General features: G+C 47.8%; 21 protein-coding genes. 2 read left to right on the forward strand and 19 right to left on the reverse strand.

The window, feature by feature from the left end; all coding sequences use genetic code 11:
* Positions 1-44 precede the first annotated feature (44 nt).
* Positions 45-935, forward strand: coding sequence for an AraC family transcriptional regulator (locus HQN90_RS03090; RefSeq protein WP_173216264.1), 891 nt, complete (start codon positions 45-47; stop codon positions 933-935).
* On the opposite strand, the gene HQN90_RS03095 is transcribed toward HQN90_RS03090, so the two are convergent.
* The 18 genes from HQN90_RS03095 to HQN90_RS03180 all read right to left on the reverse strand — a co-directional run bounded on the left by HQN90_RS03095 (position 919) and on the right by HQN90_RS03180 (position 22293).
* Entirely contained in the window at positions 919-1761 is an 843-nt protein-coding gene (locus HQN90_RS03095; RefSeq protein ID WP_173216266.1) for a YitT family protein, read from the reverse strand. The two genes, HQN90_RS03090 and HQN90_RS03095, sit on opposite strands and share 17 nt — an antisense overlap.
* Positions 1762-2211: 450 nt before the next feature.
* Positions 2212-3327 (reverse strand): alanine dehydrogenase, encoded by a 1116-nt coding sequence (gene ald, locus HQN90_RS03100; protein WP_173216268.1) that lies wholly within the window; start codon positions 3325-3327, stop codon positions 2212-2214.
* Between the two features lie 125 nt (positions 3328-3452).
* Positions 3453-5102 (reverse strand): PucR family transcriptional regulator, encoded by a 1650-nt coding sequence (locus tag HQN90_RS03105; RefSeq protein ID WP_173216270.1) that lies wholly within the window; start codon positions 5100-5102, stop codon positions 3453-3455.
* A 167-nt stretch (positions 5103-5269) separates the two neighbouring features.
* Positions 5270-6421, reverse strand: a complete 1152-nt coding sequence (locus HQN90_RS03110; protein ID WP_173216273.1) for a DUF2264 domain-containing protein — start codon at positions 6419-6421, stop codon at positions 5270-5272.
* Entirely contained in the window at positions 6414-7535 is a 1122-nt protein-coding gene (locus HQN90_RS03115) for a glycoside hydrolase family 88 protein (protein ID WP_173216275.1), read from the reverse strand. The genes HQN90_RS03110 and HQN90_RS03115 overlap by 8 nt, the downstream gene beginning before the upstream one ends.
* A gap of 18 nt (positions 7536-7553) precedes the next feature.
* Positions 7554-8570 carry a LacI family DNA-binding transcriptional regulator gene (locus tag HQN90_RS03120; protein WP_173216277.1) on the reverse strand — a complete coding sequence of 339 codons (1017 nt, stop codon included), beginning with the start codon at positions 8568-8570 and terminating at the stop codon, positions 7554-7556.
* Positions 8571-8718: 148 nt separating this feature from the next.
* Complete coding sequence (locus tag HQN90_RS03125; RefSeq protein ID WP_173216279.1) at positions 8719-10065, reverse strand: ABC transporter substrate-binding protein; 1347 nt, start codon at positions 10063-10065, stop codon at positions 8719-8721.
* 532 nt (positions 10066-10597) lie between these two features.
* The gene (locus HQN90_RS03130; protein WP_173216281.1) at positions 10598-12487 is read right to left on the reverse strand and encodes a right-handed parallel beta-helix repeat-containing protein; all 1890 of its coding nucleotides are present in this window, start codon (positions 12485-12487) and stop codon (positions 10598-10600) included.
* An 856-nt stretch (positions 12488-13343) separates the two neighbouring features.
* Positions 13344-14324, reverse strand: coding sequence for an LLM class flavin-dependent oxidoreductase (locus HQN90_RS03135; protein WP_173216283.1), 981 nt, complete (start codon positions 14322-14324; stop codon positions 13344-13346).
* Positions 14325-14348: 24 nt separating this feature from the next.
* Positions 14349-15131: an SDR family NAD(P)-dependent oxidoreductase gene (locus tag HQN90_RS03140; RefSeq protein WP_173216285.1), complete on the reverse strand. Its 783-nt coding sequence runs from the start codon at positions 15129-15131 to the stop codon at positions 14349-14351.
* Positions 15132-15274: 143 nt separating this feature from the next.
* Entirely contained in the window at positions 15275-16360 is a 1086-nt protein-coding gene (locus tag HQN90_RS03145; RefSeq protein ID WP_173216287.1) for a Gfo/Idh/MocA family protein, read from the reverse strand.
* A gap of 30 nt (positions 16361-16390) precedes the next feature.
* Positions 16391-17470, reverse strand: a complete 1080-nt coding sequence (locus tag HQN90_RS03150; protein WP_173216289.1) for a Gfo/Idh/MocA family protein — start codon at positions 17468-17470, stop codon at positions 16391-16393.
* Positions 17471-17643: 173 nt separating this feature from the next.
* Positions 17644-18306: a hypothetical protein gene (locus HQN90_RS03155; protein ID WP_173216291.1), complete on the reverse strand. Its 663-nt coding sequence runs from the start codon at positions 18304-18306 to the stop codon at positions 17644-17646.
* Between the two features lie 107 nt (positions 18307-18413).
* The gene (gene glpX / locus HQN90_RS03160) at positions 18414-19379 is read right to left on the reverse strand and encodes a class II fructose-bisphosphatase (protein ID WP_173216293.1); all 966 of its coding nucleotides are present in this window, start codon (positions 19377-19379) and stop codon (positions 18414-18416) included.
* A gap of 40 nt (positions 19380-19419) precedes the next feature.
* Positions 19420-20208 (reverse strand): pyruvate, water dikinase regulatory protein, encoded by a 789-nt coding sequence (locus HQN90_RS03165; protein WP_173216498.1) that lies wholly within the window; start codon positions 20206-20208, stop codon positions 19420-19422.
* A 27-nt stretch (positions 20209-20235) separates the two neighbouring features.
* The gene (locus HQN90_RS03170; RefSeq protein WP_079409445.1) at positions 20236-20850 is read right to left on the reverse strand and encodes a helix-turn-helix transcriptional regulator; all 615 of its coding nucleotides are present in this window, start codon (positions 20848-20850) and stop codon (positions 20236-20238) included.
* Between the two features lie 246 nt (positions 20851-21096).
* The gene (locus tag HQN90_RS03175) at positions 21097-21639 is read right to left on the reverse strand and encodes a chromate transporter (protein WP_173216295.1); all 543 of its coding nucleotides are present in this window, start codon (positions 21637-21639) and stop codon (positions 21097-21099) included.
* A gap of 9 nt (positions 21640-21648) precedes the next feature.
* A complete protein-coding gene (locus HQN90_RS03180) occupies positions 21649-22293 on the reverse strand; it encodes a chromate transporter (RefSeq protein WP_173216297.1) in 645 nt (214 codons plus the stop codon).
* A 244-nt stretch (positions 22294-22537) separates the two neighbouring features.
* Here HQN90_RS03180 and HQN90_RS03185 point away from each other — a divergent pair, with 244 nt between their 5' ends.
* Positions 22538-22903, forward strand: coding sequence for a hypothetical protein (locus tag HQN90_RS03185; RefSeq protein WP_173216299.1), 366 nt, complete (start codon positions 22538-22540; stop codon positions 22901-22903).
* A gap of 84 nt (positions 22904-22987) precedes the next feature.
* Here the strand turns inward: HQN90_RS03185 and HQN90_RS03190 are convergent, their stop codons facing one another.
* Positions 22988-23899: a DMT family transporter gene (locus tag HQN90_RS03190; protein ID WP_173216301.1), complete on the reverse strand. Its 912-nt coding sequence runs from the start codon at positions 23897-23899 to the stop codon at positions 22988-22990.
* Positions 23900-23932: the final 33 nt, after the last annotated feature.

Consider the following 23932-nt stretch of genomic DNA (forward strand, 5'->3'; position numbering starts at 1 on the left):
CATTTTTAAAAATATCAACCTTTTCGAAGGAGTGAATTGCGAGAATGAGCTCACCAATTTTACACTTTATCTCCCCTCCTGTTCCTTATTTCATCGACTGCGGCCGTTTCCAATACCAGGAAGGCGAGCAGCATGTAAGCCGAAACCAGATCGGTGTATTTGATTTAATGGTCGTGACAAAAGGAACCTTGCACTTGGGTGAAGGAACGACACAGTGGACGATTCAGGAAGGCGAAGCTTTCATCTTAAGACCGGATGCGAACCATTATGGAACCATTCCTTGTACAAGCGAAACGGAGATTATTTGGATTCATTTCCAAACGTTTGGCGCGTGGGATGAGTGCGGCAGCATGAGTGAATGCCTGGACAATCAACAAACATTAATTGCCAATCACAAGCAAATGGCTTATTTAAATCATAGCGAGGTATGCTCCGTATTTATCCCCAAATTTATGAAGCTGTCGCAGAAAGCACTCGACATATTGGAGCAGTTCTTTCAACTGGATGAAGAACCTCGTTCACTGCGAAATTGGAAACGGCAAGGCGTCTTCCAGCAATTCATGCAATTGGTTGATCGCGACCTCGCGGCGACCTCTGATGTGACCGCCTTCCATCTAGCGGAGAAAGTCGAGCTGTTCCTTCGCCAGAATTACACACAGAAGCTGACGAATACCCTTTTGCAGCAGGAATTGAACTATCATCCTAATTATTTGGCCAAATGCATGCTCAAAGTATATGGCGTTACGCCGATGGACTACTTATTTCAATACCGGATCGAACAGGCCAAGAAGCTGCTCCTCCAAACCAAATGGCCAATGGCTCGCATCGCAGAAGAAGTCGGCTTCCAGCATGGCTCATACTTCTCCTTCTGCTTCTCCAGCAAAGAAGGTATTTCACCGATGAACTTCCGCCGAAAGTTTATTGGTCATGCTTAGCGAAGCCATTGCCCACCACTTCGCGGACATCGCTGAAGCTGACGAAAGCGGCAGGATCTACGCGGTGGACCAGCTTTTTGAGCTTAATAATCTCTTTGCGGCTTACGATACAGTAGATCACTTCGCTATGCTTGCCCGTATAGCCGCCTCTTCCTTCCAAAAATGTGATTCCACGCTGTAATTCTGTCATGATCTCATTGCCAATCTGAATAGGTTTAGCCGTTACGATGAACGCCGCTCGCGCGCCAGAAGCACCTTCCAGCACAAAATCAATCACTTTTGCACCAACAACAATCGCAACTAACGTATACATAGCTCGAGTGAGGTCCAAATAAATTAAGGACAGCAGTAGGACAATGCAATCAATCGCAAAAATGGTCTTCGCGATCCCGATTCCATAATGCTTCAACAAAAGCCGCGCGATGATGTCCGTCCCTTCCGTCATTCCTTCAAATCGGAACACAATGCCGAACCCAAGCCCCACAATGGCCCCGGCGTACAAAGAGGCTAACAGCGGATCAGGCAGAGGCAAGGAGAAGCGCTCGAATAGCCACAGAAACATAGATACGGCCAGCATTCCAACAACGGTATAAATGAAACTGATTCGCCCGAGCAGCTTCCAGCCGATCAAGACAAGCGGTATATTCAACAATAAATTCATCCATGCGGGATTCCAGCCCAGCACATACTTAAGCAGCAGCGCTAATCCGGTAATCCCTCCTTCCGCCAAGCCATTCGCCAAATTAAAATAATTCATGCCAAACGCAATAATTGCAGAACCGCCAATAATAGCGGCAATATTCGGCCATTTAATTGTATGTTCCACTTCTAATTCTCCTTACGTAAACAACCGTCATCGACTATCCTTCCCTGATTTACCCATAAATGATCAAGCTGAATACGAATTCTCATAAATTGACCACTACCACCTTAAACACGTTCTCTCAACAAATTAGCGCTCTCCAGTTCTTCTACGATCACGGCTAGCTCACTTTCGCCTAAAATAACTTACCACCGTTCCGTCTGAAAAAGTTGGCTTACTACAAAATTTGGGCAGTTGGCGGGCTCAGCTTGCTTTTCGGGGGTTAGGGCTGCTTGCTTTCACGAGACGGCCTTTTCGGCATGCTCAGCGGCTTCTTGGCTACTTTTTGCCACTGAGACTGCTTTTTCGGCGGGCTCAGCTGCCTTAATCTAGGGTTGCGGGGTTGCTTTTACGAAACCGCCAACTGCCAAAAAGACTTTCGCATCTGTGCGAAAGTCTAATTAACTCACTTATTTACTTAAGTATCGAGTAAATATCTGTATACGTGTAACCATGCGCCTCGGCGACCGCTTGGTAGGTCACGTACCCGGACACCACATTGATGCCTTTGGCAATGGCTTTGTTGTCCAAAGCTGCGCGATCGTAACCTTTGCTCGCGATCTGCAAGCCATACGTTGTCGTAACATTCGTTAGCGCCAATGTCGAAGTGCGAGCTACGGCGCCAGGCATGTTCGCCACCGCGTAATGGATGACCCCATGCTTCACATAGGTTGGCTCATCATGCGTGGTAATGCGGTCAATCGTCTCAATGGAGCCGCCTTGATCAATCGCCACGTCAACGATGACGCTGCCTGGGCTCATCTTTTTCACCATATCTTCCGTCACAAGACGCGGAGCGCGAGCTCCCGGAATCAAAACAGCGCCAACCACCAAATCCGCATGCCGCACAACCTCAGCGATGTTATAGGGATTGGACATGATCGTTTTCACACGACCTTGGAATTGATCATCCAGTTGACGAAGCCGATCTGCGTTCAAATCCACGATCGAAACGTCAGCACCGAGTCCTATTGCCATTTTGGCTGCATTGGCGCCAACAATTCCGCCGCCGATTATGGCGACTTTCCCTGGCTCAACACCAGGCACGCCGCTTAGGAGAATGCCTTTGCCGCCATGCGCTTTCTCTAGAAAGTGTGCGCCGATTTGCACGGACATGCGGCCTGCTACTTCACTCATCGGTGTTAATAAGGGAAGACTGCCATTGTCGAGTTGAATGGTTTCGTAAGCAATAGCGGTTACTTTATTTTCAGCCAAGGCATGCGTTAATTCTGCCTCTGGCGCTAAGTGTAAATACGTGTAGAGAATTAATCCTTCATGGAAAAAGCCATATTCCTCAGGAAGAGGTTCTTTCACTTTAACGACCATTTCTGCTGCCCATACTTCGGCTGCTGTAGCTACAATCGTTGCTCCTGCTTCAGCATAAGCTTCATCTGTAAAACCGATGCTGAGACCTGCCAAGGTTTCTACGAGAACCTCATGCCCTGCTTTTTTGTAAGAATGTACGGAACTAGGTGTCATGCCCACACGAAACTCATTATTTTTAATTTCTTTGGGGACTCCGATGATCATAGGGCATCTACCTTTCTTCATGATCCCCTTACTTGGGGATCTGTCTCTACTTGTCGTTTCCAAGTATAAAACGGATCCCCCTTCGTTCCATTAGACAAATTGTCAAAAATCTAAGCGATTTCTTTTCACAATTTCCGTACCGGATTGGTTAACTGATAGGCGCGAATTGCTACCTGCAAGGCTAAGCGTTTCTCGGGAAGCATGTAGTCGGCGCCCAGCAATTCTTCTATTTTTTCCAAACGATAATAGAGCGATTGCCTCACGATAAAAAGCTGCTGAGCTGCTATTTGCTTCGACCCGTCATTGTCCAAATACACCTTCAGGGTGCGCAGCAGCTCACTTCCTTTGGTCTGATCATGGTCGATGATCGGCCCCAAATAGGTACGTACAAAAGCTTGCAAAATCTGCTTGTCGGCAATATGCAGCAGCAATTGAAACACGCCAAGCTCATCGAAAAACATCACATTTCCCTGCAGCGTTGGCGCCAGTGAAATGGCTTGAAGGGCTTCCTGATAGCTAATATGAGCTTGCATAAAGCTGAGATTACGCTGACCGATTCCGATGGTTAGCTTCATTTGTTCCTCAGCCTTCATAGCCAGCAGCGACTGAAATATTTGCTGCAGCCTCTCTTTGGAAGGCCGTTTGGGTGCTTTATCGAAAGCTACAACGACGAGCTTGTTATTTTTCAAAGTAATCAAGGGATGGAACGAATGTTGTTCAAAAACAGAGCGAACCGAAAGCGATAGATGAATGCCTATTGACTCCGTACCCTCGTCCTGCAAGCTATGATTCTCTTGTTCCTGTTCAAATTCAATAAGAATAACATGATAAGGCAGCTCATTCAGCTGCTTAAATTCGTTGCCAATCAAGACTTTGATCTGCTCTTCGTCTCGAATTCGGAGATGCAGCAGGTCGTCCACCCACAAAGTTTGTGAATATAATTTGCGCTCTTCCATATAGCGCTTGCGCAGCAAATCCTGAGCGATAGACAACGAGGCGGAGTCCATAATCAAGTACTCATATTCCTGCGGCTTTCGGCTAAGGATTAGGATGAGATGCGCCCATGTTTTCCCCATCGCCCCAACTGGCTGCACGATAACGGTTTGCCCGTCTATTTCCTCTACCGAAGGAACGGCTGCCTGGCCATGATCGGAGGTTTCAACCAGTTTGCCTGCTAGACAACTCAGCCAATGCCCCGATTCCCGGCTAGATACCGGAGGAATAAACTTCGGCTGCCCGTCCTGCGGCACATAGATCACTTGAGCTTTGGTACTGCTTTGAAGCAAGCCAAGCACGTGAGTAACTCCTTGTGAAGTAAGGGTCATACGGTGAAATTCACGTGATATTTTTTCCAAATCCTGCAAAGCTTTATGGTGCTGGTTAATCATATGCGCATGGATATCCTGCGTAATGTCGATGAATCGTACACTTTGCGGAAATATAATAAGCGGAAGTTGACAGGCTTCTGCTGCGCTCAGCCACTCTTGCGGAATGGTGCTGACATTGTGCCCCATCTCAATACATAGGCAGGAGACCTGATTATGTATCAGCTGATCCAAATAAGTCATGAAAGCTGCGGTATCATTTTTGAAAGCAGCACCTGTCGTCAGAATCAGCTCGCCGCCTTGCAGCAATTGTTCGAAATGGATCACCTCGATAATATGGACCCAGCGAACAAGCCGCTGCAACCCCTCTTTGCCCGCTGCGAGATACGCATGCTGGAAAGTAGGACGAGCCAGTACTTCCTGTACCGTTAATTGATAGTCTTGATTCAAAAGAGTCACTCCGCTTTCTACCCGCTCATCTAAAGTTATCCACAATCGCCCACAAAGATTATATGTGGATGAATTTGTTCACCATAGGGCTGCAATCCCCCCTTCCAGTTTACATGAAAAAAGCGCCTGTTTCACTAGGAAACAGAACGCATGGATGTAAGCAGCCGCTATAACGCTTTATCAATGGCGACGGTGTGGCCTGACCACACCTTCTGGGATGTCCAGGGGGTATCAGCCCCCTGCCAAAATGCATCCTCAGCCGATAAGCCTAAAGGCAGGAAAACCGCGGAGCATAAGTATAAACTGCCAGTAGAAATGTAGGTTTCTCCAAGCTCAGGCTGGTGTCCGCATAGACCGATCGTAAGCCAGCCGGCTTCGTCGAAGGTGCCAGGTGCTTCAATTAATCTGCGGATGACAGCTCCAAGCGCGCCTCGGACTTGGGCTGGCACAACTTCGGGCGGCAGTTCGCCGCGCAGTGCCGTCTGGGCAAGCGATTGAAACGCCCCGAATCGGTAGGCAAGGGAACGGCCAATCACCGGAAACGTTCCCTCGGGGGAAATCGATCGTTCTTGTACAGCTGCAAAGCGTTGGGCTCTTGTAATGACAGGCTTGCGCATGCTTGCCCAATCCTCGTAATGGTCACTCACCTGATCAAGAATTTCAACCAGCATAGGTTGAATGACGAAGCTGTTGTAATAATCTGCGTGGTAGTGCGGACCGTCCCCGTACATCCCATCGCCAAGATACCACTGCTCGTGTTGTTTCAGCGCATAATCTATGCGCATCGGGTCCCAATCCTCGCCCATGTACCTCAGCGCCGTTTCGGTCATTGCCGCAAACAACAGCCAATTACTGAAACCCGGCTTGCGCGTTCGTGTCGCCTTCATCGCTTGGGCCAGATTGCTTTTGACACGGCTGTCCAGCTGATGCCATAACGCATTCGGAGCTCTTAGAATCGCATTAGCCAGAAACGCCGTATCCACAATGGGCTGGAACCCTTGACTGAAATTCAGAAAATCCGGCGATTCCGGATCCGTTCCTGCATCAAGCGCTGTCCGCGCAAGCTCGCCATAGTGAAGACGCAGCTTCTCTTCTTCGGCATCAAGCGCCGGGGTCTCCAACCAAGGAGAGAGACCGACCAAGGTGCGAGCGAAAGCCTCAAGATGCGAATACTGGAGCTGCTCTTGTTTTTTATTATCAACAGGCATCGTTGCCCGCAGTTTTTTGGCTGCCAAAGCGTTCAACACCGGATCGGCGATCCGCAGCATCGTTTGTAACCAATAGCTACGTTCTTCGCTGTTCGCAAAGCTTTTATTCATACCAGTATCCTTTGATCCCTTTGTCCAAACGAACCAACGCTTCCAAGTAGTAATAATCGCCCCAGATCATATAATCATCCGGCGCATTCCCGCCGCGAACACTATAGGAGCCCCGTTCAATGAAGCCCTGCGCATCAGGCTTGCCAATTGTCGCATACGATTTGACTAACCCTGTCATGGAGCGTTGAATCGCATTTTGCAAATACGCGCGATCCGGATCGTCTGCCGCTAGATGCTCAAGAATTTCCAAAGCCCCTGCTGAAGCAATGGCCGACGCCGAGCTATCGCGTTTCGTCTCCGCATTCACCGGTGCATTGAAATCCCAATATACCACGTCATCTTCCGGCAAGCGGTCGAAGAAATAACGAGCAAGGCGTTTCGCAGTTTCCAGGTAAAGTGGATTTTTGGTGTAGTGATATGAAAGGGCAAAGCCATAAATTCCCCAAGCTTGACCACGAGTCCAAGTGGAGCCGTCTTGGTAGCCTTGATGTGTACCGCCGCGTAATGGCTCACCCGTTTCTTGATCAAAATAGAACGTATGATACGAGGAATCATCACCGCGAACTAAATAACGACGGCTTAAATCAGCATGAATGACGGCCACTTCTTTATATTTTGCATCGCCCGTTTGTTCATAAGCCCAATAAAGCAGCGGCAAGTTCAGCATACAGTCGATAATAATACGGCCACCGTTTTCCTCGTTGCCTTCAGGGCCCCATGCTTGAATGTACTGGCCTTTTGGTCTCCAGCGCTTCATAAGCACATCTGCTGCTTGCAGTGTCAATTGTTTGGCGGATTCGTCCTTCTCAATAATCCACTGCGCTTTGGAAGATAATGAGTATAAGAAGCCAATATCGTGGTGATCCAGCGCTACATTCTTTTCAATTCTTTCTTTGAAACTCGCAACCGTTTTCACTGCCGCTTGGCGGAACGCTTCATCGCCGCTGTATTGATAGCCAAGCCACAAAATACCGGACCAAAAGCCATCTGTCCAATCATTGTTAGGATTCAGGTGGTACACATCATTCTCACTAACGTGAGGGAACAAATCCCCAAAACGCTCAATATTCGTTTTTGTCTTCGCTAATGCATCTTCAATGGCTTGCTTCCACATGTTAAAATCACTCCGTCTCTAAATTTTAGTTGTTTCTCGTTCAATGAACACCAACGGAACCTCGATCTCTCGAATTTCATCTGTTTCGGGCTGATTAGTTAGCTTATTAAGCAGTTTATTTATGGCCATTTTGGCTTGATAGCTATAGGGAATATCCCAGCTTGAAATACCAGGAAAGCTGTTTATCGCGATATAATCGTTATTAATGCCAATGAGTTGAAGCTGTTTTGGGAAATTGAGCTGCAATTTATTCGCTGCTGTCAGCAGTTTCAATGCGACATGATCGTCGAAAGCAACAATGCCTACAGGGGCGCTATGACGCTGCAGCAAATCTTGTAAATAAGCTTCCATATCCAGTTCTCTGTAGTCCACAATTTCATGAACAAGCTGGCTGCCATATTGCGAAGCTCCCGCCATGAAGCCCATGCGCCGCTGTTCATCAATGACTTTGGAGCTCTTGCTGCCCACATAACAGAGCACGGTGCACCCGCGATCCACCAGCACTTGACAAGATTGTCTGCATGCCTCGGCGAATCCTAAGTTCACGGAACCAATAGAGATGTCCTCCGGCCAATCCCAACCGTTGATGAGAACTAGTGGTGTTCCACTGTTTACAATAGATCGTGTAGATTCAAAGCCCATTGCCAAGCCATGGCAGATCAATCCATCTACTCTGCGCTGCAGCAGCACTTCCAAATTTCGGCGTTCAATATCGGGATCGAATCCTCCTGATGAAAAAACTGACAAGTGATAGCCCGCATTGTGTGCTTCAATTTGCAAATGCTCAGCCAGCTGACCGTAATAACTCGTCAAACCGGGAACAATAAGTCCAATCTCAAATGTTTTGTTACGGCTTAATCCCGCCGCCATCGTATTTCGCCGATATCCTAGCTGCTCAGCTGCCAATTCGACTTTGCGAATCGTCTCTTTGGACGATCGAATACCACCTCGATTCAGCACATTGGAGACGGTGGCAATCGATACACCAGCTGCTTCTGCCACTTCTACAATTGTGACTTGTTTGGGCTTGCTCATCCTTGGTTCAACTCCGTTTTGTTAAACGTTTAACATACTCTATTAGCTTAATTTGAAACGTTTAACCTGTCAAGCTGAAAATAACAAAAAAAAGACCGAGCAGCTCCATGTACGAAGTCTCCTCGATCTTTCTATTCCATCGACTTATTTATTTCTTATTTTTTTCTAAAATGGCATTCGCATCCTTGCGGAATTTGGCTGCCGCTTCTTCCACGCTTGTTTTTTTGTACAGAATTTGCTCGCTGGCCGATTTCAGCAATTTCTCCACTTCGATGGAGCCAACCGGATTCGGAGGATCCATTTGGCTGCTGTTTTGCTCAGCCCATGCGACGTAATCAAAGATTTTCACTTCGTTTGGCGACAACAACGGCTTCAGGGCATCTTTTACTTTGGAGGAAACCGGTACACCGCGGTCGCCTTTAATCAATTTATTCGCTTCAATATCGTTCACGAAGAAGTTGATAAATTTCGCTGCTTCTTCTTTCTGCTTCGAGCTGTTTGCGATGGAGAAATACATGCTTGGTTTCAAAAAGAGACCTTTATTTCCATTGCGGCCTGGCAGCGGCGCCAGTTCAAGCGGACGGTCTTTGACCAAGTTAGCGACAGCCAAGAATTGGTTGGACCAGCCATTGCCTGTAATCGCATTGCCCAGTAAGATTTCATCTTCTTCCGCTACACCTTTCTTTTGCGACTCTTTGTCGAGGGAAAGGATGCTTCCTGAATCGTACCATTTTTGGTAGCGCTTGAAGTAATCGATGAATGGCTTATCATCATTGAAACCAAGAGCGCTTCCGTCTGCATTGTACATTTTTTGATCGATGGTACGCAGGTAGTACGGGAAGAAGACTTCATGATGAAGAGCGAAACCGCCGATTTGCTTGCCTTTTGCTTTCGCTTTCGCCGCAATCGCATCATAATCGTCCCATGTCCAATCTTTCCCTGGAACGTCGATGCCGAGACTTTTGAACGTATTCACATCAAGTGTTGTAGCCAGTGCGTTGACGCCTAAGTTCATTGCAACCAGTTTGCCGCCGACTTCACCGCCGGAAACCGCGTTCGGGCTGATGGAGGATACATCAATCAAGCCATTTTTCGTGTAAGCAGAGAGATCAGCCAGCTGATTTTTGCCGCCATATTGGGTGAGGTAAGAAATATCCATTTGGATAACGTCTGGCAATTGGTTCGCCGATGCTTGTGGAGCCAGCTTTTTCCAATAGTCATCAAATGGCGCGTATTCCGCTTCAATTTTGACATTCGGATGCGCCTTCTCGTACATCTCAATTACTTTCAACGTGTAATCGTGACGCGCTTGACCTCCCCACCAGGCGACACGAAGCTTAACCGGGTCTGTGCTTGGTGCTGCCGTCGCTGTCGCTGTGGCTGCCTTGGTTGGTTCGCTGCTTGCCGCAGGCGTTGGAGTTGTCTTGCTTGAAGAGCATGCTACTGCCGTAAACATCATGGATAGTGACAACGCTAAAGTAAATACTTTTTTCATCTCTAATCCTCCCCTGAGTGAGCCGATCGATTTTGGATAACGCTTACATGTTTATTATCCAACTTTCCAGCCTAAAGTTTAATCCAGAAAGTAGAGGTGTTTGTTTAAAAAACAGTGATAAAAAAATACAAAAAAAAATAAAACCAACGACACCTTTCTTACGTATACCTAATTATGTGTACCATTCTTTAGGGTTAGGGAGGTTTCTTGCTTATGACAACGACACTTGCTTTTCACCAAACCGCTTCAATCCGTGATATGATCTCCATGTTGGTCTGGTATTTGCGTAAGAAGCGCAAAGCGTAACTGGACGCGCACCCCCTATGAAGTACAAGGTGTGAGAAGACCTAGATCAAGGCTATTTTAAGTCAAAGATGTGATCCACCGTTTTTTTGAGGTAGGTTTTATCTCCAATAACAAAAAGGCTGTATCTTTGTAGAAGCTCTACGAAGGGTACAGCCTTTTTACTGTTCTAAGAAATCAGCAGCTCGTAGATGTATCTATGGCGCGAATTTCCCAACTCCTTCTTCATTTAGGGTGCGATTCGACCAATATCCGTACCGCTGGGAGTACCCGCTCCGAGTAGGTCACTGCCTGCTGCCAGCTTCATAAAACTGCCCAAGTTCGGAGACCCATCCGCATTACGCGTTAATGTAGGCACTAGGCTGACAAAATCAACATCACTTGCCAAAAGTCCTTTCCCATTCGTACTCTGATTGTTTTTCCACCAAACATTGGAGTTTTGCACATCCGTACCGCTTGATTTGTCACTGGATGAGCCTTTGTAGGACAAATTATTCGTAAATTGGTGCGTGCCTACATCAAAGGTAAAATTGCCTTGGCCATTGCTAAACGAAGTATTGTTCTTCAACGTAATGGAGCCAGGATTGCTGTTATAAGTAAAACCATGCTTTTTGTTTTGGTAAGCAATGGAATTCAGGACAATGTGATTGACTGCAATCTTTTCACCGCCTAATTTATACCCGTTGCCATCGCTGTTGCTTGTTGAGTTCCCAGATGAAGTCTGACCGTTATGATGGGATACACTATTTTTAATGGTAATAGCCCCAATTGGCCCTGTTTCCGATTTCGTATACAAATCCCAACCATCGTCTGTATTATAGGCGGCTATGCAGCCATCAAAAACATTTCCAGGTCCAACCGTCAGCTTAGCTGCAAAGCCATCTGCATCTTCCCCATTATCCGGATCAAAATTATCATGAGAGTAAGTGTTAATAATTTGATTGTTCATCGGCCACTCGCTGTTCGGCGCTGAAGACGCGTACCGGCCAAGCTGGACTCCGCTGTCTCGGTTGTGATGAACGTCTAGATTTTCCAGACGATTATTGTTGCCTGCCAGATACAAGCCATTATCCGCAGCACCTTTTATTTCCAGCCCCTTAATGCTCCAGTAGCTTCCGTTTACTTGCAAACCTCGCGCGTTAAGCGATACATCTGCCGTATTATAGGGCTCGGACGAGAAATCGAGTACCGGCTTTTCAGAGCTGTAAGGCATAATTTGCTTCATCGTGCTGGCTGCACCGTTATTGGTGCGATCTATCGTAATTTGACTATTATAGCTATAAGTACCGCCCCGCATATAAATAACCCCGCCCGGTGCAACCCGAGACAGCGCTGAAGTCAGCGTTGTTGGGCTGGCCAATGTGCCAGCATTGCTGTCTGTTCCGCTCGGAGCTACGTAGACAGCTCCAGCCGTAGGCGGCGGTGTTGGGGATGGCGATGGGCTCGGTGCAGTTGACGGCGATGGGGATGGCGAACTTGTTGGCAGCGGTGTCGTTGTCGATCCCGAGCTGTCCGAAACTACAATTTGATCGAAGCTGGCTGCTGCTTTATACGCGATTAAACCGACGGCACCTGAGCTCAAACTTGTATCCGCAGCCGTAAGCTGCAAAGTTCCGTTCACATACATTCGAATCGTAGAACCGGAGATATCCAGCTTAATCGTGTACCAAACCCCTGTGCTAAGCGGATAATCCAACGTTGCCAGCGTCGTCGTGGAACCGCTTACTTTTTTACGAATCTCAAGCTTGCCTCCATTGCTATTGTACAAAGAAGCGGCATAGAAATTGTTGCCGTCTTGGTAGCGTCCTGCAACGTAGGCTCGATTGGCGCCGTTCCAATTGTCAATCTTTACATTCGCCTCGACCGCGTAATCTGTCCAAGCGGCATTCCCCGCTGAAGCGCGCCCTTCGTTTGCACTGGATTGTCGATACACATAAGAACCGCCATCCTGAACAACAGACCATGTGCCATTCTGTGTCGTCCAACCGTTCGCATTCCCATCATCGAAATTATCACTGAATAAATTAGCCGCAAAGACGGAAGGAATGATCGTCATTCCCGCAATAAGCGTAGACGTTATAACGGCAGCTAGAGCATGCCTTGGTTTAAGCTTCTTCATCAATTGCTTTCCTCCTTCGATTGTTGCAAGAAATCTTGCACCTAATAATGGGATTACATCTGTTCATTGCATGGCTGCGATGCATAAGATACCCAAACGAGTCTGCTCCACTCCCTTTCCTGATTTTCTCTCCGCCTTGCCGAGAACATGACCATTGTCCGTCCTCCCCCACGAATATAGCCATTTCATCCAAGGTGCGGCAATAATCATTTTTACATTTATTAACTTTTCGCCTTAAAACAAGGTGCTCCCAGCCCTCAATAATCACTAGCTCAGATGATAATCAATATGTTTGATTATGGATTTTCCCCCTTTTATCGCCTGGGAAATAGGCTTTTTTGGGGCTTGGCTGCAAGCACCACGTTGAAAAGCCCTCCGAAGGCTAATCCTCGGAGGGCTTGCATTTTAGTGATGAAAAACAGCCTTACAGGCGGGCAAACCCGAGCGAAACGCCCCGCGCTTGCAGTTAGGGCCGAAAAACAGCCCTAACGCCGCCGCCGAGCAGCTAATCGCAGCTGTAAGGCTGAAAATCAGCCTTACCGGCGGGCAAACCCGAGCGAAAGCGCCCTTCGCTTGTTGTTAGGGCCGAAAAACAGCCCTAACGTTGCTGCCGAGCAGCTAATCGCAACTGTAAGGCTGAAAAACAGCCTTACAGGCGGGCAAACCCGAGCGAAAGCGCCCCGCGCTTGCAGTTAGGGCCGAAAAACAGCCCTAACGCCGCCGCCGAGCAGCTAATCGCAGCTGTAAGGCTGAAAATCAGCCTTACGGGCGGCAAACCCGAGCGAAAGCGCCCCGCGCATGTAGTTAGGGCCAAAAAACCGTCCTCAAAAACAAGGACGGCTAAACGAACCTACCGCTAAACCAAAACCGAACCCAAAAGCTCATAAGAGCGAAGCCGCTTCTCATAGTCAGCAATTGGCGTAACAACAAGAAATTCATCAATGTGAGCCAGCTGAGCTAGGCCCACTAGCTGACGCTTAACGGTTTCAGCCGTTCCAACTAACAACTTGCGCCCTGCTGCAGATTGCATCTTTTGTCCATCACGCGCTACAGCCAGCGATTGCGGCACCTCCCCATTCTGTCTCAGAGTCACATCAGGCTGCGATTGCTGCCAAGGTACACCCTCGGAGGCTAGAGATAAAGCCTCCTCGTCTGTTGGCGCACATATAACGCCTATGGCTATCATGGCACGTGGCGCTTGAACTTGCGGGGATGGTTGGAAGTTATTTCGATAAGCTGCTACCATCTCCAGCGCATCGCTGTCGCTCATAAACTGTCCAAACACATAACCCGTACCGTAGGCTGCGGCGAAGTCCGCACTTTTGCGATTCGTGCCCAGCATCCATACATCCGGCGGTATAGAGGGCAATGGCCTTGCATGAACGACTTGGCCCTCACATTCAAACTGATCGTTCAGTAAAGCCATTAAAGCTGACAAGGAATTCGGAAGCTGCCTGACATTTTCCAAAAAGTTACCGCTTAGCGCAATCGTCACCTGGGCTGAACCCCCGGGTGCCCTGCCTATCCCCAGATCAACTCGTCCTGGATACAAGGTAGCCAGCATATGAAAAACTTCAGCTACCTTCAGCGGCTTATAATGAGGCAGCAGCAATGCGCCCGAGCCGAGGCGAATTCGCTGCGTTCTCGCACCGATATGTGCGAGAAGCACCTCAGGGGATGTGCAAGCCAGTCCAGGCATATCATGATGTTCAGCGACCCAATAACGCGTGTATCCCCACTTTTCGGCATGCTGAGCCAGCTTAACAGACTGTTCTATGGCATAAGCCGGCTCAGCAGGAGGAATAACCGGAACAAGATCCAGCACACTAAGCTTCATACGAATGTTCCCCTTTGCTATTTCTTACAATGCTTCCCCTTTACCGCCATCAATATTGACGGAAGTGCCGGTTACGTATGAAGCTGCATCCGAGGATAAGAAGGTAATGACATTAGCCGCTTCCTCCGCATTGCCAATGCGGCCAAGCGGGATGTCGTGTCTCGGATCACGGGCATATTCGTCCCAAGTCAGTTCAGGCGCCTCGCGCTTCCAGCCTTTTTCCAACTGATCGCTGCGGATTTTGCCTATACAGACGGTGTTGACACGAATTCCATGGGCAGCAAGATCCTTGCTCATAGCATTCGTTAACGCTAACCCTGCCGCCCGACTGACGGATGTTGGCAATGAGGAGGCTGGCGGTGTTTTGGCAGCGGATGTCGTGAGATTTACGATTGACCCTCCACCGGCTTGACGCATATACGGTATCGCATAACGGGAGCAATGAATGGCTCCGAATAATTTCAGCTCCAGATCCTGACGCCAGATCTCCGTTCTCACTTGCTCGAATGGCGCCGCAGCGGATGTTCCCGCATTGTTCACCAGAATATGCAAGCCTCCGAATCGCTGGAAGGTTTGCTCTACTGCGCGCTTGCAATCCTCTTCCGAAGTCACATCCGCTTGGATGCTGAACACTTCGCCATCGGTCACATTGGCAATATGAATAGCAGCTTCCTGAAGCTGCTCCACATTGCGAGCAAGAATCGCTACTTTAGCTCCTTCACGAGACATCGCGATTGCTGTCGCTAGCCCGATACCTTTACTTCCTCCAGTAATGAGTGCCACTTTTCCTTGCAAGCCCAATTGCATAACTTCACGCATCCTTTCTTTCAGCTCATATCATTAAATTGCTCTAAGCCAAGCATACTCCGTTTATGCGCTAATTTACAAATTTGCTTAAAAAGAAAAAGAGAGGCATCGCCTCTCCCTTGTCCATTCCGTATTCATTGGAATTAATTTTGCAGATAAACCGCTTCTCCCGTACGCGCAGATTCATAAATCGCTTCAAGGATTTGTGAAACAACATACGCTTGTTCCGGAGTCACAACAGGCTGCGTATCATTTTCAATGGCTTTGATCCATGTGCGCATTTCCAAATCAGCATCGCTTTCTACAGCACCGTCGTAGAAAGCTACCCCGCCAGCTTTCAGGTCGACTTCCGTCGTATACAAGCGGCTGTGCTTTTCGCCATTAATGCGAAGTCCGCCTTTCATATCCGCTCCGCCTTCTGTACCGCTAAGGGAACATTTGGCTTCATCCACTTCCAACGTGTTCAGTGCCCAGCTGGATTCTAGGATAATCGTAGCCCCATTCTCCATAACTACCATGCCGAACGCCGAATCTTCTACGGTAAATTTACTTGGATCCCACGGCCCCCAAGCATTAGCCGCATTCTCTTTCTGCGATAATTTGTGGTAAGACGTACCTAGCACGACTTTCGGCTTGTAGTTATCCATCATCCAAAGCGTTAAATCGAGCGCATGCGTACCAATATCAATCAGCGGTCCGCCGCCTTGTTTCTCTTCATCCAGAAATACGCCCCAAGTCGGAACAGCACGACGGCGAATCGCATGGGCTTTGGCAAAATAAATTTCACCAAGCTCGCCTTCCTCGCAGACACGTTTCAAATGCTGGCTGTCCGGACGGAATCGGTTATTATAGCCAATGGTCAGCTTCTTGCCTGTGCGCTTCGCTGTTTCTACCATACGCTTAGCATCAGCCGCCGTTTTAGCCATTGGCTTCTCACACATTACATGCTTGCCCGCTTCAAGGGCAGCGATCGCAATTTCAGCATGAGCATCATTTGGCGTCAACACATGTACAATGTCAATTGTGGCATCTTTCAGAAGCTCGGTGTAATCCTCATATACTTTAGCGCCTTTAGCTCCATATTTCTCGGAAGCTTCCGCTGCGCGTTCTGGAACAATATCACAGAAAGCGACCAGCTCAACATTTGTTAGTTTTTTTAGGCTTGGCAGATGCTTGCCGTTGGCAATTCCCCCGCAGCCGATAATACCGATACGAAATAATCGTGACATGTCAATTCCTCCAAAATGGTTTGTTTTATATTAAAGCAAGTCGATGGTCACTTCTCGTTTCAATAAGGAAGAACGGATAATCCCATCAATAATGGCTTGATTGCGTACGATTTGCTCGCCAGGGATCGGCGCCGGCTTGTCTTCACGAACCGCCTCGACGAAATCGCGGACTTTTTCATTGAACAAATTTTTATTATGTTCGATTAATGGAATTTGGCTTTCGGTATGATGGCCTCTAACGTCGTGGAAATACGTAATGGCACCTACACTCCCATCAAATACGCCACTCCATGGGCCTTTGCCGGCAGGCGTTACTTTCAAGCCGCCATCGGTGCCCAAAAATAGCGTTGGCCCCAATGTATCCATATGCATAGCCCACGATATTTTAAAATTAAGCACAAGATCATCTTCAAACCGAATCATCGCTACGCCAAAATCTTCGACATCAAACCGGCTTGCTTCGTTATGATACAGCGGATTAGTGCCAAAATAATTACTGCTGTAAGCGGATACGGTAAGCGGTTTCGGATAGCCCATTGCATTCAAAGCCATATCGAGTGAGTAACAGCCAATATCAGCCATTGCACCCGCACCGGCAATTTCTTTGCTAATAAACGTTCCGCCAGGCATGCCTCTGCGTCGCCCGCCACCGGTTTCTACATAATAAACCTTGCCGAGCTGACCGGATTGCACGACATCCTGAATAATTTTCATATTCGGATCGTATCTCGGTTGAAAGCCCACATTCAGCATGAAGCCTGTTTGTTTAGCGGTTTGCGCCATTTCTACGGCTTCTTCCAAAGTTACAGACATCGGCTTTTCCAGCATGACGTTCTTGCCTGCACGCAAAGAATCGACTGTCGTTTGATAATGCGCCACATTCGGTGTGCAAATACTCACCCCATCCAGCTCTAACTCCAACAGCTTCCTGTAGTCGTCAAAAGCCTGCGCTGACGGAATACGCCAGAAATCAATAAACTGCGCAGCTTTACCTGGTATTTGATCCGCTACCGCAACAATTTCTACGTCGGCTAGTTCTTGATAGGCTTTTACATGCGAGCCTGCAATGCCTCCGCTGCCAATAATACCGATCTTCAACGTTCTGCTCATTGAGATTCCCTCATCGCTATGTGATATTAAGACATCCTCCATTAATGTAGCATAGGAAATACGATATTTTTAGTGTAACTTTCGGACAATTATATTCAGAAATTACGACACAAAAAACCAGATGGACATAAGCCCTCTGGCATGAAGTCGTATATATAGAAAGAAGTGACAATCTAGTTGCCCCCCGCTTTTCTTTGTGCATCCTCCAAATAACTTCGATAGACGGGCTGATCGGGCTGCTCTCGAACTAAATTCTCATAGTAACGTGAAACCTTTTGGAAATAGTACGGATGTACGTCATGGTTAGGAACTAACCGATAGGGAGCCCAACGATACGTCTGCACTTGATAAGCTTGATCCGAGTCTTTCACCCACAGCGCAATTTCACATAACCCGTCTCTTCCATCCCGGTTTGGCATATCTTCGATTTCCAAATGCGAATACGTTGTACCAGGGGGAATTAGCCGCTGATACCCTGTTGCAGTCAACTGAACGATGTCCAGTTCAGAGGAGGAGGGCTCATTTTGCCAGCCAATAATGACGTCCCATCCTTCTCTTCTGGACACAGGTGCTGCTGCAAAATCCGTTACCGCCTGCGCTCTTCCGGTAGCCGCCGACCCAATAGGGAACCAGTTTCCTGAAAAATCCTTGATCGCGAATAAATATTGATTGCCTAAGTATCTATACAAGGCTGTGATTTCGGGCTGCCCGTCACCGTCTACATCCGCATAAAGAATAGCCGCGGGATTACCCGGCTTCTCCAGTTGGATGATTTCGGCTTCCTTGGGAATGCAGCTTCGGACGACGGAAAGGAAATCAAATTCGGTCACGCTCATCGTTATCCCTCTTTTCGCATCATTATCAAGTAAAGTATATGCGAGGGGAAACTTGGCCCATGAGTAGGAATAATAACCTTACTAGGGAATTATCTGAGAATTATCTGTTATGCGCTTCCCAGCTGATATTCATGCGTCTGATGAACGCAGTGGATGAAACGCACCGTTTGTGTTTCGGCCCGCATGACGACGGAATGGGTTTCAGCGCGCCCTCCGAATAAGAATTTCACTCCGCTGAGGAAATCACCGGAAGTGACGCCTGTCGCCGCGAAGTAAATATCGGATTCCCCGATTAAATCGCGCATGCCAAGCACGTTGGAGGGATGTGCAATCCCCATCTCGATGCAGCGCTGCTTCTCTGCGTCATTGTCCGGGAGCAGCCGCCCCTGAAATTCGCCTCCCATGCAGCGAAGCGCAGCGGCAGCCAATACGCCTTCCGGCGCACCGCCAGAGCCGACGTGCAGATCAATGCCCGTTTCGGGGAACGCAGTCGCCATCGCACCCGCGACATCGCCATCGCTAAGCAAATGAATTTTTACACCCAGTGTCCGCAAAATGAGGATTTTATCGGCATGGCGTTTACGATCAAGGATCGAGACAGTCAGCTCAGTTATGTCTTTAACCAGCAGTTCAGCTGCTTTGCGAATCGTCGTCTCGAGTGGATCATCCAAACTCAGCTTGCCGGCCAATCGAGGACCAACGGCAAGCTTCTCCATGTACATGTCCGGCGCATGCAGCAGATTACCTTTCTCTGCAATAGCAACTACCGAAAGCGCGTTGTTCCTGCCGCTGGCAACAATATCGGTTCCCTCAAGCGGATCAACCGCTACGTCATACTCTAGACCCATCCCATTACCAACTGGCTCACCAATGTAGAGCATCGGGGCTTCATCCATCTCCCCTTCACCAATCACAACAGTTCCTCGAAATGGAATGGAGCTAAAAATAGAACGCATGGCAGAAGTTGCGGCCTCATCAGCGCTGTGTTTATTCCCTTTTCCTGTCCAACGAGCGGACGCTAAAGCTGCGGATTCTGTGACACGTACAATTTCCAATGACAAATCTCTTTGCATACATCCATTCACCCTTTCAATTAGGAATTGTTTAATCCTCTTACCTGTCAGCCAAAATAAGTCCTGCGGTTTCCTCAATCGCTTTCCCGCTAACATCAATGATTGAACAGCCTAGCTCCTGATATAGCTTCATAGCAAAAGCAAGTTCCTCTTCAACTCGCTCGCCAGTCGCATATTTTGCCCCAAAAGGAAGGCCAACAGCTTTCAATCGTTCTGTTCGGATTCGCACAAGATAATCTGGATTCATCGTTAGTCCGATCAATTTCTTAGGATCAAGCTCATAGAGGATGGAAGGCGGCTTCACCTCGGGAACTAAGGGGTAATTCGCTACCTTATAGCCTTTGTGCGCTAAGTAAATACTTAAAGGCGTTTTGGAAGTTCGTGAAGGTCCAATCAGCACCATATGCGCTTGCTTCATCGCGCTGGGATCCTTTCCATCGTCACTATTAACCGTGAATTCTACGGCTTCTACCCGCTGATAGTATTCCTCATCCAATTGATAGAGCAGCCCTACTTTTCTTTTGGGCGAATCCTTAAAGGTATCGATAAACGCCTGCATCATCGGTCCCATGATGTCGATGGCGTTCACATTCACACGGATCGATTCTTGCCGCATCATCTCACGAAGCTCAGGCAGAACGAGCGTATAGGCGATAAAGCCGTTTACGCGGAAGGCCTCTTCAACGATTGATCGCACCTCATCCTCCGTTCGGATCAGCCCGTATCGCCGGACTTGAACTTGGCTTGCATTGAACTGCCGGATCGTTGCTTGTACGACGGTGTTCGCCGTTTCTCCCACTGCATCCGAGCAGACGAAAATAGTATGCATCTTCTCTCCCACGTAATCTCCCCCTGATTAAGCCCCTAGCGCCACTTCAAGCAGCAATTTGGTCATTGTTGTTTTGGTTATACGGCCAACCACTTCATCGTGGCTTTGTTCATTTGCTGCTTTGATCACCACAGGCAAGCTGTCCACATCATGGTGAATCATTTTTCTGGCGGCTTCCAAGACGCTTTCTTCAGGACCAACAGTCACAATATTCGGATGTCTCGTCATCACGAGTGAAACAGGCATCGTATTCGCCGTCGTCTGCCCAAGCGTAACTTTCAGCAAATCTTTTCTTGAAACAATTCCCACGAGTGCGCCTTGCAGATTCACAATCATGAGGCTTCCTACATTTTCGAGAAAAAGAGTGACAACCGCATCACTTACGGTTACCGTTTCTCGCAGTACGACGGGAATTCCCATGACTTCCTTCACCTTCATAGCTTCTATATGCTTGAAAGGTGAGTCCACTTCGAGTGCTGCTTTGCCCAGAAAATAGCCAACCTTAGGCTTAGCATCAATATGCTGAAGCATAACCAATACAGCGAGGTCTGAACGAATGGTCGGCCGGCTTATTCCCAGAAGCTCAGCGATGCGTTCCCCTGTAATCGGGGCATGCTTTCCAACAAGATCAATAATTTCCAACTGACGCGATGTAAGCTCGATGATGTTTCCCTCCTATTGAGCCAAAACCAGCTATATAGTGTGTTCTATTTATTATATATTGTATATTATATAACAAAACAAATGAAAATAAAGATGTTTATAGCACATATTAGAATTTTTTATCACTCTTTTAGATGAAAGGTTCCCTCTTTTGTACAAAAAAACTCTCCACTCACTCCAAAAAAGCTGGAATGACTAGAGAGTTCCCTAAGCACGAACTTTGTATTATTGAAAAAAGACAATACCCATAATGCCTGCTGAAACGATGACGAAAAAAGGATGGAGCTTATATTTAATAATTGCAAAAAAAGCCCCTACTGTAATCAGGACAGATGCGATGCGATCCCAGGAAATCTGAAATTTATCCGCACCCAGCCCTCCCAAACCAAAATGAATCGCGGCAAAAATAATAAGTCCGGTCACTACCGGCTTCAACCCATAGAAGGAAGATTTGAACCATTTATTCGAGTGCCACTTGTACAAAAATGCCGCTAACAAAATAATTAACAGCAAGGATGGCAGCACCATCCCGAAGGTGGCGGCAATGGCTCCAGGCACCCCTGCGGTCTGCAATCCGACCAATGTTGCGGAATTCGTTGCGATCGGTCCCGGACCTGTTCCCGCTAAGGTAATGACTTGATTGAACGCATCCGCTGTAAGCCAATCGTGCTTAACCACTTCACGCTGAATGACAGGCATCATCGCATACCCGCCGCCGAAGGAGATCAATCCTATTTTGAAAAATGTGAAAAAAAGACTAAATAGCATAGGATCACCTTATATCCCGTCAGCGAAGAAGTATTCATGAGCGACTAGGCTGGTGCTTCTTGCGGAAGGCCTTTCTCGAGGGGCGAGCGGGTCTTTCATTCCCCATCTTTGTTTTAGAAACACGGCCATCAGCCCAAGTATTAAACCGAATAGGATCATAACGACGGGTGATACCGGGACAAATAGCAAGATGGCAACCGTGCTCGCAGCAGCGAACAGCGTTATTTTGTCAATAATAGAAGACTTCGCCATTCTATAGGCGGCTGCCGCTATCAACCCGACCACCGCGGCATGAATGCCTTCCATAACGGCTTGCATTTTGGGATAGCTTTGAAGAAACGCGTACACGATGCTGAGCAGCAGCACGATGAAGAAGGTTGGAAGTGTAATGCCGATGACGGCTGTTACAGCTCCGCGTATTCCTGCCAAATGATACCCTACCAGCGCTGACACATTTACGCCGACCCCGCCAGGAGCAGCTCCTGAGACCGCCATCAGCTCGGCCATTTCATCCTCTGTCATCCACTGGTTCGTGACGACTACTTCTCTTTGAATGGCTGGCAGCATCGCATAGCCACCACCAAATGTCAGCGGACTGATGCGAAGAAACGTCCAAAAAATTCGTGCTAATTGATGCAAATGTTTTATCGGCATGTTGGTTGACCTCCCCTGCACTTAATTCTATTTTGAACTAAAGTCAGCGAATTGTCCAATCAAATAATTTAATCCCCTTTTTAATTAAAGCTTATAATGCAGGATTATCGCCTTGTTTAATTCCTATCATCCCGATTAATACTGTAAGTTTAATTTATTTTGGTGTAAAGGTGGTTGAAAGTTCACGATTGGGGTAAGTATCCCTATGAACAACCCCATAACTCATTCAAAGGAGTGAACGATCATGAACCGAATGATTCAAGCTTATTTCCATACGGAGAGCCAAGCTGAAGATGCCAAGGTCCTGCTGCTTAAGTATAATCCAGAAATTCTAGAGGTTGGCAGATTGCCGGAGGGTTACAACGGCAGCGGTCGAGTTCTGCTACCATTGGTAGATGGCGTTGGTACAGGTGCTGATGCCAGTGGCCATACGGGCGTTGGAACCGTCGGCGTTATGCCAACCGTAGGTACTCTTGCATCAGAAAAATATTTAGAAGAGGATCAAGATACGCTCCATTATGTGCTTTCTGCCAAATTACGTGAAGCTGATTATTTGGGGGCTGTTGATCTTCTCCGCCGCAATCATGCACATTTGGAAAAAATAGATTAATTGAAAAAGGCGCTTTCTACCTGAGTAGATCGCGCCTTTTTACCGCAAAGATAAGCATCTTCATTCCAACTGGATCTCTAGGGATTATTTCAACCCCGCAACAAGCCGTTTCTTCATCGCCAAGTTCGTCAAGTAAACCCCAACTACGATCCAAACCGCCCCTAAAAGATGATATACCTGCAGCGATTCACCCGTAAAGAACGTTGCGAAAATAGCGCTGAACAGGGGGATTAAGTTGAGAAAACCCGCACAACGCTGAGGTCCAACCAGCTCTATTGCCCGATTCCAGCTCAGAAAAGAAACGATTGACGCGAATAATCCGATATAAATGAGTCCTGCTGTTAGGGAGAGATTCCATTCTATCTGTGGTGACTTTATTCCCCATTCCACCATTGAAAGCGGAATTAACAACACAAGCGCGGCAGCAACTTGGATCAAAAGAAATGGGCTGGATGGAAACCGCCCGGCCATCTTTTTCATTCCAACTGAATATAGTGCCCAACAGATGACAGCTCCGATCATCAGCAAATCACCTTTATTAAAAGATAAATGCAGCAGCGCTGATAAGCTGCCACGGCTAATGATCCAGCTTACTCCGGCCATCGAGATTAGAATGCCTGGCAAGGCTGCCCAAGCAAAGCGCTCTCTCATAACTAGCCATGTCAGCACAACGACAATGATAGGTGTCGCAGAATTCATCAAGGAAGCATTGATCGAGCCGGTAAATTGGACAGCTTCATAGGTTAACGTGTTAAAACCGGCGACACCTGTTGCCGATAAGAAGAGGATCATCGGCCAATTCCGCAGAAACTCCGCTCTTAGCTGCCACACCTGCTTGCCAAAGAAAGGCAGCAAACAAAGGAAGGCAAGACCCCAACGCAAAGTCGCTAATGTAATTGGCGGTATATGCAGAACAAGTGCTTTGCCCGCGACAAAATTACCTCCCCATATACATGTGGCAAGGATAAGCAAGAGATAAGGGGAACGTCTTAGCATGTAGGTTAGAACTCCTTTAATAGACATGTTCGG

The sequence above is a fragment of the Paenibacillus alba genome, from assembly GCF_013204855.1.
Classification (GTDB): Bacteria; Bacillota; Bacilli; order Paenibacillales; family NBRC-103111; genus Paenibacillus_E; species Paenibacillus_E alba.